We start from the raw sequence: 12,805 nt of genomic DNA on the forward strand, positions 1-12,805 counted from the left end.
CGATTGTTCAACTATTATCGAACCATGCCTGCACCCGCCGATCTCACGCACCCCGACCGCGAGGCGATCGAGCTGCCGGCCGTGCTCTTCGCGCTCAGCGATCCCGACCGGCTCGAGATGGTCCGGCAACTGCGAGACGGCCCGATGGACGCCGCGAACTGCACGGCCCTCGACCCCGCGATCCCGAAGTCGACGAAGTCCCACCTCATGAAGGTGCTCCGCGAGGCCGGCGTCATCCGGAACGAGCCGAACGGTCGCCACCGCACACTCACCCTGCGGCGTGACGACCTCGACACCCGGTTCCCGGGCCTCCTCGACGCCGTCCTCGACGCCGACTGACCGGCACCCCCACCCCTCGGGTTCGCAGCCCATGGACGGGAGCTGCCAGAATTGTCGGCGCGGTGATCCACCGCGCACACGACGACAGGGGGCTGGGGAACATGGGAACGCTGCGGTACGGGAACGAAGCACTCGAGCTCGAGGACCGGACCCTCGCCCACGTGCAGATGGTCGTCGTCTCGAAGCTCCGCAAGGGTGAGGCGTTCCTCCTCTCGTGGACGATCGACCCCGCACACGGCTCGGGCCGCTACGCGATCTGGATCGAGACCGGCGTCCCCATCGTCTTCCGGTTCACCGGCTCCCGCCCGGTCGCACTCAACCGCGCCTGGTTGCAGGCCATGCTCGACCGCACCTACACGCCGGCGGGGCTCGAGCTGATGCCGGAGACCGACTACCCGGAGCTGGCCGCCGACAACTGAGGCGCGGCAACCGGAACGACCGCGAGTAGCACAAGCGATCCGACCGTTCAAGCATCGGCCGTCCGACACGTGCTCGATTACCATCGGATCATCGAAGGTCGGGGACTTCTGAGAGTCGGCTCGAGCGGTGCCTGGAGGGCCCGCAGCGCGCGGTCGAAATCGTCGAAGACATTCGGAGGCGGGTCACACGGATCAGACCGTGCGGCCCGCCTCGCTGTTTCACATGAGGCCAGGTGGAGCCGGCCGAGTGGCCTGCCGGCTCATCGACGGCTCGGCGCCACCGTTCAGTGTTGCGACTGCCCCTCGGGCTCGGTGCGATCGATCGAGTCGACGGCCTCGCGCATGCGGTCGAGGAAGTCGACGATGCCGGCCGCCATCTCGGGGTCGATCCCGGTGGTGGCCTCCATCATGCGGTGGTGCATGTGACTGAGCGTCTTGCGGACCTCGGCGTCGGCGAAGTCGGTGGTCGAGACCGTGACGCGACGGCGGTCCGTCTCGCTCGGCTGCCGGACGACGTGACCGGCCGCTTCCAGGCGGTCGAGCATGACCGTGACCGACGAGGTCTTGATGCCGAGGTAGGCACCCAGATCGGTCGGACTGACCAACCGGTGCTCCTGCTTGGCCCGCAACATGAAGCGCAGGGCCAGCAGATCGTTCTCGCCCATGTGCATCTCGTCGCGCGTGCGACGACGCATGGCGGCCTCCGCCGCGCGGTACAGCCGCATGGCTTCGAGGATGTGGCGGCCGCGCTCGTGCTCGTCCTGCTCGTACCAGTAATGCTGCGCTTCAACGGCTTGGGCGGTCATGAAGTTCAACAGTAGTGGTTCTCGTAACGAGTTTGTCTAGCGGAGTCCGAATCGCAATGTCAAGTGGGGTACATGCAGACGCATGAATCGCTAGATTCTCTAACAACACGACGGTTGAGCAAGGAGAAGTCATGAGCACGGTGTTGGAGCGAGGCACGACGACCACGGTCGCCTGGGCTGAGCCGGACGCGACCCTCTGGGTCGCCTCGATCGACGGCGAGTACGCCGGCATGGTCGAGTTCCGGGACGGCCGCTTCGTCGCCGCCTCGAGCACCGGGAAGGACCTCGGGGTCTTCGTCTCCCTGCTCCGTGCCAAGGAGGCGGTGGAGAACGGCCCGGCGAGGACGCTCCAGTTTCCGTACGTCGCCACGGTCGCCGCGTCCGCGATCGTGTCCGCGACCGCCGTCGCCCTCACCGCGTTCGCCGTCCTCTAGCCACACCGTGAAGCGCTCGCTCGAGGTCCTCTCGGACGGCATCCTCGCCGAGCGCGCGGCCGACGGAGACGTCACCGCCTTCGAAGTCCTCGTCTTCCGGCACGGTTCCCTCATGCGCGCCTACGCCGTCCGCGTGTTGGGCAACCAGTCGGAGGCGGAGGACGTCGTACAGGACGTCCTCATCCAGGCTTGGGGTCAGCTGGACCGACTGAACGACCCGAACGCGGTGAAGTCCTGGCTGATGCGCATGGTCTCGAACCGGGCGATCGACCGCATCAGGCGCCGCCGTGAGCACAGTGAGATCGAGGATTGGAATGCACCCGCCCCGTCCCATCAATCCCCGGAACGGGTCGTCGAGGTGCGCATGCAGATGAGCGCCCTCGCTTCGGTCCTGGACCGACTCCCCGCCATGCAGCGTGAGTGCTGGATGCTCAAGGAGACGGGCGGGCTGTCATACGTCGAGATCGCCGAGTCGCTCGGGGTCCCGGTGTCGACGGTGCGCGGTCAGCTCGCGCGGGCCAGACAGACCGTCCTGCGGGAGATGGAGGTGTGGCGATGAACGACGACGACGAGTCCATGCTCGACGGCCTGGCCGGCGCCGACCTCGACGGGCACACCATCGACGAGCTCTCCGACTACCTCGACAGCGGCCGCGAGCCCCTCGACCCCGACATCGAAGCCTCCCCCGGCTGCCAACTCGCCCTCGACGCCCTCCTCCGGCTGCGCACCCAGACCTGGGCGCTGCTCAAGTCGGAGGCCGCGACGCACTCCGAGCAGGACCGCTCCTGGATGCACGCGGTGCTCCAGAACATCTCGCTCGAGGCGCACGCCGGTCGGGACATCCCGCTCAGGCATCCGGACCCCGAGGTGCACCTGCGCATCACGGAAGGTTCGGTCCGCACCCTGATCCGCGGGGTGGGCGACAGCGTCGGCGGGGTCATCGTCGGTCGCGTCCGCCTCGACGGCGATGTGACGACCCTGGACGCGCCCATCACGGTGGCGATCACCGCCTCGGCCGCGTTCGGCAACAACCTCGAACGACTGTCGCAGCTCATCCGGGATCGCGTCGTCGCGGAACTCTCCACGCACACCGAACTCAATGTTGTCGCCGTCGACGTCACGATCATCGACATCCACACGCAGCGCGTCGCCCGGCCGGAGGACTCCTGATGGACACCGATGCCGCACTCTCGCAGCAGCTCACCGCCGTCGTCGCCGCGACACCGGGGGTCACGACGGTCTACGCGACCGGGTCGCCGATCCGTGTGGTCCTGCGGACCGTCGCCGATGCGGTCGGTCCTGACGACGAGGAGCCCGCGAAGGTGGCCGTCGGTCGCGAAGCAGACGGTGCGCTGACGATCGGCGTGACCATCGGCGTGACCGACGGCGCTCCGGTGCCGGCGACCCTCCGCCTCGTCGGCGATGCGATCCGCGGGGTGCTCGCGACGTCGAGGGAGGGGACACCGATCCATGAGATCGACGTCCGCGCCTGCCGGATCGAGGACGCAGCACCGCTGGGAACGCCGTTCACCGGCTCGGCGACCACGCTGTAGACCCCGTCAGACGGGCGCCGGCTCCTGCTGCGCCGTGGGTGCCGTACCGGTCGTCCGCGCGCGGTGGCGACGTTCGATCGCCTGGCCGACATAGCTCGCCACGATGATCAGCGCCGCACCGAGCACACCGAGCGGGCCGATCACCTCCCCCGCGATGAGCACGCCGACGAGGAGCGCCCAGACGGGTTCCGTCCCCATGAGGATGCTCGCGCGCGAGGCCGAGGTCCGCCGCACCGCCCACAGCTGGACGACGAAGGCGAACACGGAGCACAGGAGGCCGAGGAACAGCACGTCCAGCCATCCGCGCACGTCGAGCCGGGTGACGGCCGCGGCGAGCCCGTCACCGGCGATGAGGCTGAACGCGCCGGCGCACACGAGCATCTGGACGAAGACCACGCCGAGCGTGCTGTCGGTGCGGCCTCGGGTCAGGTGCGCGCTCGACGTCACGTGCACCGCGCGGACGACGGCGGCGGCGATCACGAGCGCGTCGCCCGCGGTGGGTGCGCGGAGGCCGCCGTCCGACACGAGCAGCGCGACACCGACCACGGCTGCGACCGCGGCGACGAAGTAGGACCTCGGGAGCCAGGACCGCGAGGCGACACCGTCGAGCACCGGCGTCATGACGAGCGCGAGGCTGATGAGCAGCCCGGCGTTCGTCGCCGAGGTCAGGTGCACGCCCCACGTCTCGAGGCCGATGATCGCGGCCTGCGAGCAGCCGAGTGCCGCCGCGATCAGCAGGCCCCGTCCGCGCGGCAGGCGCTCCCGCCGCACGAGGCAGATGAGCCCGATGGCGATCACCGCCACCAGGAAGCGCAGGGCGACCGCGGCCGGCACACCGGTGACGGCCGCGAGGTCCTTCGCCGCGAGGAAGCTGGCGCCCCAGACCGCTGCGACCCCGACGAGCAACACGTCGACGATGAGTTCGGAGGGTGCGCGGCGAGCCATGCCGCTACTCTCCAGGAGACGGACACGATAGAACAACGGCCAGTGTCTGGATCGACGATGAAGGAATCACTTATGGATCCTGCCCGCCTCCGGCTCCTCCGCGAACTCGGCGACCGCGGGAGCGTCGCTGCGGTCGCCGCGGCCATGCACGTCAGCGCCTCGGCCGTGTCGCAACAGCTCGCCGCACTGCAGGCCACCATGCCGGTGCCCCTCACCGAGAAGCACGGGCGTCGCCTCGTCCTCACCGAGGCCGGTGAAGCCCTCGCCGTCGCCGCCGCGCGCGTGGAGGAGGCACTCGCCGAGGCCAGGGACGCCGTGGACTCCTTCCTCCAGCACGAGCAGCGCCCCGTGAGCGTCTCCGCGTTCCACAGCGCTGGGCTGGCGTTCTTCGGACCGCTGCTCGCGGGCGGTCCCGTCCCCGGAGTCGATGCGACCGGTCCGGTTCCGCGGCTCCTCCTCGCCGACGCCGACGTCGCGCAGGACCGCTTCGCCGGTCTCACCGCCGATTACGACCTCGTCGTCGCCCACCGCCTCCCGCACGAGCCGGCGTGGCCGCTCGACCGCCTCGTCGTGACGCCGCTGCTCGTCGAGCCCCTGGACATCGCGATGCACGAGACGCATCCGCTGGCCGCACAATCGGAGGTACGGCCGGAGGATCTGCGGGACGAACGCTGGATCTCGACGCACGAAGGGTTCCCGCTCGCCGGCGTCCTCCACCAGCTGGGCGCACTGAGCGGACGGGCGCCGCGGATCGACCACCGCATCAACGAGTTCTCGGTCGCCGCCCAGGTCGTCCGCACGGGAGCTGCGATCGCCGTCATGCCTCGCACCACGGCGGCGCCGTTGGCCGTCGACGGCATGATCCTCCGACCGGTCGCCGGCGCGGTCCTCGTCCGGCACGTCGACGTCCTGGCCAGACCGGAGGCGATGGCGCGGTCCGCGGTCCGGTCGGTGCTCGCCAGTCTCCAGCGCGTGGCCGCCGACGCGGCACGCTGAGCTCGTATCAGCCCTCCGACGACACGTCCACCCCCGGTCGCCGGACGCCCGGGAGGCGCAGGGTGGACGGACAACGACGAAGGAGCATCCATGCGCGCACTCACGTACCAGGGTCGCCGGTCGGTGTCGGTCGAGACCGTCCCGGACCCCGCGATCACCGCCCCCACCGATGCGATCATCCGTGTCACCTCGGCAGCCATCTGCGGCTCCGACCTCCACCTCTACGAACTGTTCGGCCCGTTCCTCGACCGCGGCGACGTCCTGGGCCACGAGACGATGGGTGTCGTCGAAGCCGTCGGCTCCGAGGTCACCCGCGTCGCGGTCGGCGACCGGGTCGTCATCCCGTTCACCATCGCGTGCGGCGAGTGCTTCATGTGTCGCAACGGGCTGCAGTCGCAGTGCGAGACGACCCAGGTCACCGAGCACGGCAGCGGCGCCTCCTTGTACGGCTACACGAAGCTCTACGGTCAGGTGCCGGGTGGACAGGCCGAGTTCCTGCAGGTGCGGCTCGCCGACGCGAACTGCATCGTCGTCGGTCGCGACCTGCCCGACGAGTCGTACCTCTACCTGAGCGACATCCTCCCGACCGCCTGGCAGGGTGTCGACTACGCCGCGGTGCCGGACGGCGGCTCGATCACCGTGCTCGGCCTGGGCCCGGTCGGCCAGCTCGCGGCCCGCATCGCCAAGCACCGCGGTCTCGAGGTCTTCGCCGTGGACCCGGTGCCGGAGCGCCGCGCCCTCGCCGAGCGCCACGGCATCCGTGCCCTCGACCTCTCGGACGACGTGGTCGCGGAGCTCCGCGACGCCACCGGCGGACGCGGCCCTGACGGGGTCGTCGACGCCGTCGGCATGGAGGCCCACGGCTCACCGATCGCGGCTGCGGCACAGACGGCCGTCGGCGTGCTGCCCGACGCGATCGCGCGACCGGCCATGGAGCACGCCGGCATCGACCGACTCGCCGCCCTGCACACCGCGCTCGAGCTCGTCCGCCGTGGCGGTGTCGTCTCCCTGAGCGGCGTGTACGCCGGTGAGGCGGACATCATGCCGATGAAGTCGATGTTCGACAAGCAGGCGTCGCTGCGGATGGGTCAATGCAACGTCGCCCGCTGGATCCCGACGCTGCTCCCCCTCGTCGAGGACAGCACCGACCCGCTCGGCGTGCTCGACCTCGCGACCCACCGGGTCCCGCTCGCCGAAGCTCCGGCGATGTACGAGACCTTCCAGAAGAAGGAGGACGGCTGCATCAAGGTCGTCCTGAAGCCGTCGGCGTAACCACCCACTGAGCGAAACGACCCGCGCCGATCATTCGGCGCGGGTCGTCTCATGTCAGGCGGTCAGCAGTGCGTCAGAGCCCGGTCACCAGTCCGTCGGACCGGCGCTCCCCGCCTCGTACTCCTCGAGCGGCGTCTCGCCGGCGGCCCAGGCGGTGACGACCGGGGTGACGATGCGCCAGCACTGCTCGGCGATGTCGCCGCGCACCGACAGCAGCGTGTTCTCCTGCAGGAGGCCGGCGAGCACCTGCGCGTAGGCACTCAGGGTCGCGGCTCCAGGGTCCGTCTCGAGCTCGACCCGGCGCAGGCCGTCGACGTCATCGGCTCCGGTCACGATGAGGTCGAGGTGCACCGCGCCGCCCTTGAGTGACATCCGGAGGACGGTGTCGGCGTGTCCGTCGGGAGCGTCGAGCCCCGTCGGCGCGGCCGAGCGGCGGAAGTGGACGGCCACCTCGCGGCGCGGGTCGCCGATCCCCTTGCCGGAGCGCAGGACGAACGGCACCCCCTGCCAGCGCGGGGTGTCGACCTGGAGCAGGAGCTGTGCGAGCGTCTCCGTCTCACGGGAGGCGTCGACGTCGGGCTCGTCCACGTAGGAGGGGAAGAGCCGGTCGCCGACCCGACCCTCGGTGTACCGGGCGCGACGGGCGGTCGACGGGTCGTCCTTCCACAGCCGGACGGCGCCGAGGACCTCGGCGATGCGGTCGTGGACGTCGGTCGGCGTCACCGCGTCCGGCCGCTCCATCGCGGTGAGCGCGAGGACCATCAGCAGGTGGCTCTGCAGCATGTCGCGGAGCGCGCCGGTCTGGTCGTAGAACGCCGCACGACCCTCGAGCCCCAGCTCCTCGTCGTAGAGGATCTCCACCTTCTCGATCTGTTCCGCGTTCCAGCCCGCCTCGAGGAGTCGGTTGCCGAAGCGGAGGCCGAGCATCCCGAGGACGGTCGCGTTACCGAGGAAGTGGTCGATGCGCCACAGACGCTCCTCCGGCACGACCTCGGCGAGCGCCGCGTTGAGCGCCTGGGCGTCGGCGAGGTCGTCGCCGAAGGGCTTCTCGATGGCGATGAGGAGGTCGTCGGGCAGGTCGATCTGCGCGAGCGCCTCGGCGACCTTGCGCCCTGCGGACGGTGGGAGCGCGATGTAGAGGATCGGCGAGCCGGTGCAGGCGTCGAGCAGTGCACGCAGTTCGTCGGGGTCGGAGGCGTCGGTCGGGATGAACTCCGTCGTCGACACCAGCGCATCGACGGTCCGGGCCCCGATCCCGGCGTCCTCGAGGCTGGCGCGGACGGTCGCACGCCACTCCTCGTTCGGCTGCGGCGTGCGGGCGGCACCGATGATCTGCAGCGAGATGTCGCGTGCGGCGTCGACGACCTCGCCGAGGCCGGGGATCAGGAGCCGCTTGGCCAGGTCGCCGTTGGCACCGAGGATCGCGATGGTGCGCTTCGTCGGTTCCAGCGACTCCGCGTCCGGGATGCCGGGTACGGTGTCGGGATCGTGCTGGGTGGTGGTGTCGGACTGGTCGCTCATGCACTCAATCCTCATGGACGGAGCCGCGAGACGCTCGGGGTTGCGCAGGCGGGCGCCCCTCGACAAGCTCCCGGACAGATCCGCTCACGCCGAGTCGCGGACCACGAGTTCCGTCGGGAGCGTGATCGCCGCGGGACGCTCGCCCTCGATGACCTGCAGGAGGAGGCGCACCATCTCGGCGCTGATCCGCTCGAACGGCTGGCGCATCGTCGTGAGGGCGGGATCGGTGCCGACCGCGATGCTCGAGTCGTCGAAGCCGCCGACGGCGACGTCCTCCGGCACGCGTCGGCCGGTGGTTCGCAGAGCGTCGATGGCGCCGGCGGCCATGCGGTCGTTGGCCACGAAGACGGCGTCGATCGTCGGGTCGGCCTCGAGCAGCTCGCGCATCGCCGCTTCACCACTCGCGCGGCCGTAGTCGCCGTGCCGGACGAGCCGGTCGTCGTACGCCTCGCCGAGTTCGAGCCGGTAGCCCTCGAGCCGTGTGACGCCGCCCGGGGTGTCCTCGGGTCCGGCGATCGTCGCGATCCGCTCCCGGCCGAGCCCACGCAGGTGCGCCACCATCTCGCGGGCGCCCTCGAGGTCGTCCGCGGCCACGTACCCGAGGCGCTTCTGGAACCCGAGCGGGATGCCGCACGCGATGGCCGGGACCTTCGAGTCCACGATGTCGCTGATGAGCCGCTGTCCGCTGTGCGCCGAGACGAGCAGCACGCCGTCGACGTGACCCGCCTCGATGTAGGCGAGCGCGCGCTCCTGCTCGGCAGCGCTGCCCGCCATGATGAGCACGAGCGACAGCTGCCGTTCGGCGAGCGCCTGCGCGGCCCCCGTCAGCAGCATCGAGAAGTTCGGGTCCTCGAAGAGCAGCTGGTGGTCCTCGGTGAGGAGGAACGCAACCGATCCGGTGCGGTTCGTCGCGAGGCTCCGCGCGTGCGGGTTGACGCGGTACCCGGTCTTCCGGATGGCCGCGTCGACGGCCGCCTTCGCGTCCTGGCTGACCCAACGCCCGCCGTTCAGCACCCGTGACACCGTGCCGCGGGAGACACCGGCGGCCTCCGCGACGTCGTCGATCGTCGGGCGCCGACGGGACGGGACGGTGGTCATCCCTTCAGCCTAGTGCTGAGGCTTCGCGCACGACGGCGGCACGTTCTGATGCCACCGCGCGGGCCACGGCGGCTCATGCCTTCACGGCACCGGCCGCGAGGTCCACCCGCCAGAAGCGCTGCAGGATGAGGAAGATCAGGATGAGCGGCACGATGGCGAGCAGGGCACCCGTGATCACGAGGGTGTACAGCGCGGGGGCGGAGGCGCCCTGGTTGAGCAGCCCGTTGAGGCCGACGGTGATCGGGAACAGCGAGTCGTCGCCGAGCATGATGTACGGCAGCATGAAGTTGTTCCAGATGGCGACGAACTGGAACAGGAAGATCGTCACGAGTCCGGGCAGCATCATCGGCATCGCGATGCGTCCGAAGATGCGGAACTCACCCGCGCCCTCCGTCCTGGCCGCCTCGATGACGTCGGTCGGCACCGCTGCGGCCGCGTAGATGCGGGCGAGGTAGATGCCGTACGGGCTGATGATCTGCGGCAGGAGCACACCCCAGAAGGTGTTCGTCAGCCCGACGTTCGCGAGCAGGAAGTACTGCGGGATCGCGAGGATGACCCCCGGCACGAGCACGCCCATGAGCAGGATGCTGAAGACGGTGCGCTTGCCCGGGAAGTCGAACTTGGCGAGCACGTAGCCCGAGATCGCGGAGACCCAGGTGGAGGCGATGGCGCCGATGCCCGCGTAGAGCGCGGTGTTCACCATCCAGCGCCAGAAGAGTCCGTCGCGGTACTGGGTCAGCTCGACGATGTTGTCGAACAGATGGGTGCTCGGCACGAGGGTGAAGGTGGAGAACAGTTCGCCGCTGCTCTTCGTGGAGGCCATGAGCACCCAGAAGACGGGGAAGAGGCAGTAGATCGCGCCGAGGATGAGGATGCCCGTCGAGATGCCGCTGGGCCGGTCGGAGCGCATGGTCGTGCTGCCGGCGCGTTCGCGGCGTCGCGCACCGGCGGGTCGGTCGAGTCGAAGTGTGGTCATGGTGTCAGTCCTCCTGACCGAAGGCTCGCTTCTGCACGACCCGGAGGAAGAGGAAGGAGACGATGAAGGTGGCGACGGCGATGATGATCGAGGTCGCGGCGGCCGAGTAGATGTCGTCACGGGTGAACGCGTCGCGGTAGACGAGCATGAGCGGCGACCAGCTCGTGGAGAGGCTGTTCGTGAGCGGCCGCAACGTCGTCGGCTCGGCGAACACCTGCAGGGTGGCGACCATCGAGAACAGGGCCGTCATGACGAGCGCTGGGGCGACGATCGGGATCTTGATCCGCAGTGCGATCTGGATCTCGCTCGCACCGTCGATGCGGGCGGCCTCGTAGATCTCACTCGGCACGGCCTTCAGCGAGGTGTAGATGACGATCATGTTGAAGCCGACGCCACCCCAGAGGGCGATGTTCGCGATGCCGAAGATGATGGTCCCCGAGGACAGGATCTCCGGGGCGTCCCAGCCGAGGCTGTCGAAGATCGCGTAGAAGGGGCTCACGGCCGGGAGGTAGAGGAAGCCCCAGAGCAGCGAGCTGATCACCGCGGGCACCGCGTACGGCAGGAAGATCGAGATGCGCGAGAACGAGACCGCCCGGGTGCGACGGGAGTCGAGCAGCAGCGCGAAGAGCAGGGCGAGTCCGAGCATGCACGGGATGAGGATGAGGCCGTACAGCAGCACTCGTCCGACACTCGCCGCGAACTCCGGGTCGTTGAATGCACCGAGGTAGTTCTCGAAGCCCGCGAAGGCCGTCGTGCGAGCACCGGAGCCGAGGCCGAGCCCCGTGACCTGCTTCTTCTGGAAGCTCAGGAACAGCGTGTAGACGATGGGCGCCGCCATGAACACCAGGAACAGGATGATGCCGGGGGCGAGCATCGCGTACGGGATGAGCACCCGACTCTTCAGGTTCTTGCGCGATCGGGCCGGCGGACGCGAGCCCGTCGGCGGATCCTGGGTGGGCCGGATCGTGTCCAGCGCGGATGGTGCAGCCATGCCGATTCCTTGGGTCGAGGGCGGGAGCGGGGCCGGCTCGATGAGCCGGCCCCGTGGGACTACTTGACCGAGAAGCCGCTCTTCTTCAGGTCGTCGATGGTGATGGACTGCATCGCGGCGACGGCGTCGGAGAACGCCTGCGCGGTCTTCGCCTCGGCCGCCTTCGCGAACTCGTCGTTGTAGGCGCTGAAGGCGACGTTGACGTTCGGGCCGTAGGTGAACGGCGCGACGGTCTCGGAGGCCTTCGACGCGATGTCGTAGAAGTCGCTCTGCTGGCTGAAGAACTCGGGCGACGTCTTCAGGGCGTCGGCGGCGACCTTCGTCGCGGCCGGGTAGACCCCGGACACGTCGGCGAGCGCGGCGACGGCCTTCGGGTCGGTGTTCAACCAGGTGGCGAACTCGACGGCGGCTTCGGCGTGCTTCGACTGCGTGGTCACCGCGGTGGACGACCCACCCCAGTTGCCGTTGGAGGGCTTCGAGGCGTCCCACTGCGGCAGCTCGGCCGCGGTCCACTTGCCGGCAGTGTCGGGGGCGTTGCCGCCGAGGACGCCGGGTGCCCAGACGGAGGAGATCCAACCGACCTGCGAACCGTCGTTCAGCCCGGCGTTCCACTCGGGCGTGTACATCGGTTTGTTGTCGATCGCACCCTCCTCGACGAGTCCGCCCCAGTACGAGGCGACCTGCTCGGTCGGGCCGGCGTCGATGTCGACTCCCCAGCTGTCGCCGTCGATCGACCACCACGAAGCACCCGCCTGCTGCGCGAGTCCGGCGAACCAGCCGGCGTCGTTCGCGGAGAAGGTGCCGAGGTACTTCGTCGGGTCGGCCTGGTGAACGGCCCGGGCGACCTGTGCGTACTCGTCCCACGTCGTCGGCACGCTGAGGCCGAGGCTGTCGAGGATGTCGGTGCGGTAGTAGGCCATCATCGGGCCGGAGTCCTGCGGGACGGCGTAGACCGCATCGCCACCGAGCGTGACCGAGTTCCACACGCCGTCGGAGAAGTCGTCCTTGAGATCGGCTGCGCCCTGCTTCGAGATGTCGGCGAGCGCGTCGGACGCCACGAGCGTCGGGATCTTCTGGTACTCGGCCTGGATGAGGTCGGGAGCGCCACTGCCGGCCTTGATGGCCGTGAGCAGCTTGGTGATGGCGGGGTCGCCGCCGTCCTGCTTCTGCACGACCACCTGGATGTCGGGGTGGTCCTCGTTCCACAGCTCCACGACCTGCTCGAGGTTGGGCGCCCAGGCCCAGTAGGTGAGTTTGACGGGGCCGGACTCCGTGCCGCCCGAGGATGCCGAGCATCCGGAGAGCAGTAGGGCCGTCGTGGCGACCGTGGCGATGCCGATGTGGCGAAGCGTGCTGCGCATTCGTCCTCCTTGTCGAAAGCTGGGGCGCTCTGGTGCGGGGCAGCGACGTTTCGATGGAGAACGTCGTTGTACCTGTGAGCGGTTACAGTTATTC

Annotated in this window: 15 protein-coding genes; 8 read left to right on the forward strand and 7 right to left on the reverse strand. The window is 69.4% G+C overall.

The genetic code is table 11. The annotated features are described in order from the left end of the window. The first annotated feature begins 24 nt into the window (after positions 1 to 24). On the forward strand, positions 25 to 339 hold the full coding sequence (locus AC4PMY_RS08535; RefSeq protein ID WP_079000723.1) for an ArsR/SmtB family transcription factor: 315 nt from the start codon (positions 25 to 27) through the stop codon (positions 337 to 339). 101 nt (positions 340 to 440) lie between these two features. Further along, positions 441 to 758 carry a DUF7882 family protein gene (locus AC4PMY_RS08540; RefSeq protein WP_491622458.1) on the forward strand — a complete coding sequence of 106 codons (318 nt, stop codon included), beginning with the start codon at positions 441 to 443 and terminating at the stop codon, positions 756 to 758. 284 nt (positions 759 to 1,042) lie between these two features. Here AC4PMY_RS08540 and AC4PMY_RS08545 read toward each other — a convergent pair whose 3' ends face one another. Beyond that, complete coding sequence (locus AC4PMY_RS08545) at positions 1,043 to 1,564, reverse strand: MarR family winged helix-turn-helix transcriptional regulator (protein WP_491622459.1); 522 nt, start codon at positions 1,562 to 1,564, stop codon at positions 1,043 to 1,045. A gap of 131 nt (positions 1,565 to 1,695) precedes the next feature. Between AC4PMY_RS08545 and AC4PMY_RS08550 the strand changes: the two genes are divergently transcribed. Genes AC4PMY_RS08550 through AC4PMY_RS08565 form a run of 4 tightly spaced genes read left to right on the forward strand, consistent with a single transcriptional unit; the run spans position 1,696 to position 3,551 of the window. Continuing rightward, a complete protein-coding gene (locus AC4PMY_RS08550; protein WP_064295807.1) occupies positions 1,696 to 1,998 on the forward strand; it encodes a hypothetical protein in 303 nt (100 codons plus the stop codon). 7 nt (positions 1,999 to 2,005) lie between these two features. Then, positions 2,006 to 2,557: an RNA polymerase sigma factor gene (locus tag AC4PMY_RS08555; RefSeq protein ID WP_491622460.1), complete on the forward strand. Its 552-nt coding sequence runs from the start codon at positions 2,006 to 2,008 to the stop codon at positions 2,555 to 2,557. After that, positions 2,554 to 3,168 carry an Asp23/Gls24 family envelope stress response protein gene (locus tag AC4PMY_RS08560; protein WP_314138055.1) on the forward strand — a complete coding sequence of 205 codons (615 nt, stop codon included), beginning with the start codon at positions 2,554 to 2,556 and terminating at the stop codon, positions 3,166 to 3,168. Before AC4PMY_RS08555 ends, AC4PMY_RS08560 begins: the two co-directional genes overlap by 4 nt. Then, positions 3,168 to 3,551: a hypothetical protein gene (locus tag AC4PMY_RS08565; protein ID WP_314138057.1), complete on the forward strand. Its 384-nt coding sequence runs from the start codon at positions 3,168 to 3,170 to the stop codon at positions 3,549 to 3,551. The genes AC4PMY_RS08560 and AC4PMY_RS08565 overlap by 1 nt, the downstream gene beginning before the upstream one ends. 6 nt (positions 3,552 to 3,557) lie before the next feature. On the opposite strand, the gene AC4PMY_RS08570 is transcribed toward AC4PMY_RS08565, so the two are convergent. Next, positions 3,558 to 4,496, reverse strand: coding sequence for a DMT family transporter (locus AC4PMY_RS08570; RefSeq protein ID WP_491622461.1), 939 nt, complete (start codon positions 4,494 to 4,496; stop codon positions 3,558 to 3,560). A 72-nt stretch (positions 4,497 to 4,568) separates the two neighbouring features. Here AC4PMY_RS08570 and AC4PMY_RS08575 point away from each other — a divergent pair, with 72 nt between their 5' ends. Together AC4PMY_RS08575 and AC4PMY_RS08580 are read left to right on the forward strand one after the other, a co-directional pair. After that, a complete protein-coding gene (locus AC4PMY_RS08575) occupies positions 4,569 to 5,492 on the forward strand; it encodes a LysR family transcriptional regulator (RefSeq protein ID WP_314138059.1) in 924 nt (307 codons plus the stop codon). A 90-nt stretch (positions 5,493 to 5,582) separates the two neighbouring features. Next, the gene (locus AC4PMY_RS08580; RefSeq protein WP_491622462.1) at positions 5,583 to 6,764 is read left to right on the forward strand and encodes an alcohol dehydrogenase catalytic domain-containing protein; all 1,182 of its coding nucleotides are present in this window, start codon (positions 5,583 to 5,585) and stop codon (positions 6,762 to 6,764) included. Between the two features lie 84 nt (positions 6,765 to 6,848). Here the strand turns inward: AC4PMY_RS08580 and AC4PMY_RS08585 are convergent, their stop codons facing one another. The 5 genes from AC4PMY_RS08585 to AC4PMY_RS08605 form a co-directional block, all read right to left on the reverse strand. After that, complete coding sequence (locus tag AC4PMY_RS08585) at positions 6,849 to 8,285, reverse strand: glucose-6-phosphate dehydrogenase (protein WP_491622463.1); 1,437 nt, start codon at positions 8,283 to 8,285, stop codon at positions 6,849 to 6,851. A gap of 84 nt (positions 8,286 to 8,369) precedes the next feature. Continuing rightward, positions 8,370 to 9,383, reverse strand: coding sequence for a LacI family DNA-binding transcriptional regulator (locus AC4PMY_RS08590; RefSeq protein ID WP_491622464.1), 1,014 nt, complete (start codon positions 9,381 to 9,383; stop codon positions 8,370 to 8,372). Positions 9,384 to 9,456: 73 nt separating this feature from the next. Next, positions 9,457 to 10,359 (reverse strand): carbohydrate ABC transporter permease, encoded by a 903-nt coding sequence (locus AC4PMY_RS08595; RefSeq protein ID WP_079000706.1) that lies wholly within the window; start codon positions 10,357 to 10,359, stop codon positions 9,457 to 9,459. A 4-nt stretch (positions 10,360 to 10,363) separates the two neighbouring features. Then, positions 10,364 to 11,350, reverse strand: coding sequence for a carbohydrate ABC transporter permease (locus tag AC4PMY_RS08600; RefSeq protein WP_079000704.1), 987 nt, complete (start codon positions 11,348 to 11,350; stop codon positions 10,364 to 10,366). Between the two features lie 59 nt (positions 11,351 to 11,409). Next, entirely contained in the window at positions 11,410 to 12,711 is a 1,302-nt protein-coding gene (locus AC4PMY_RS08605) for an ABC transporter substrate-binding protein (RefSeq protein WP_064295800.1), read from the reverse strand. Between the last annotated feature and the right edge of the window lie 94 nt (positions 12,712 to 12,805).

The organism is Plantibacter sp. MDV22-iso1 (assembly GCF_058408345.1).